Below are 472 nucleotides of genomic sequence, written 5' to 3' on the forward strand. Positions count from 1 at the left end.
GGAATGTTGGCCTGGTAGGCCGCGAGCGACGCCCGGCCGAGCGCCGAGCGTGCCACCTTCGTCCTCAGACGCCTGACCGCGATGCCGGCGGCGGCGAGCTCGTGGGCGACGCGGGCGACCGGCGGCAGCGGCGCCGGATCGAAGCCGGCAAGCAGGCGTTCGGCCTCGTCGAGCCGGCCGATCAGGATCAGGCGCCGCGCCTCGAGGCTTCCGGCATAGGCCGCGTTCACACGGTCGCCATGCGATTGAAGCGTCGCTCGGGCGGCCCGCAACGCCTTCTCCGGCCAGCCGAGATCGCGCGAGACGAGCGCGATCTCGGCCTCGGCGACGACACAGCGGGCTCGCGCCACCGCCTCTTTCGGGCTGAAGGCGCGGGCGGCGCTCTTCAACAGCGCCTTGGCCTTGGCGAAGTCGCCGAGCTGCGCCATGGCGATGCCGCGCAGCGCCAGCGCCGGCGCGTCGTCGCGCAGAG

Annotated in this window: 1 pseudogene; it reads right to left on the minus strand. The window is 73.9% G+C overall.

Annotated features, from left to right (window positions below):
• Nucleotides 1-472, minus strand: a pseudogene (locus tag EOA29_RS39900) (helix-turn-helix domain-containing protein); the annotation flags it as partial.

This window comes from Mesorhizobium sp. M1E.F.Ca.ET.063.01.1.1, from assembly GCF_003998155.1.
GTDB lineage: Bacteria > Pseudomonadota > Alphaproteobacteria > Rhizobiales > Rhizobiaceae > Mesorhizobium.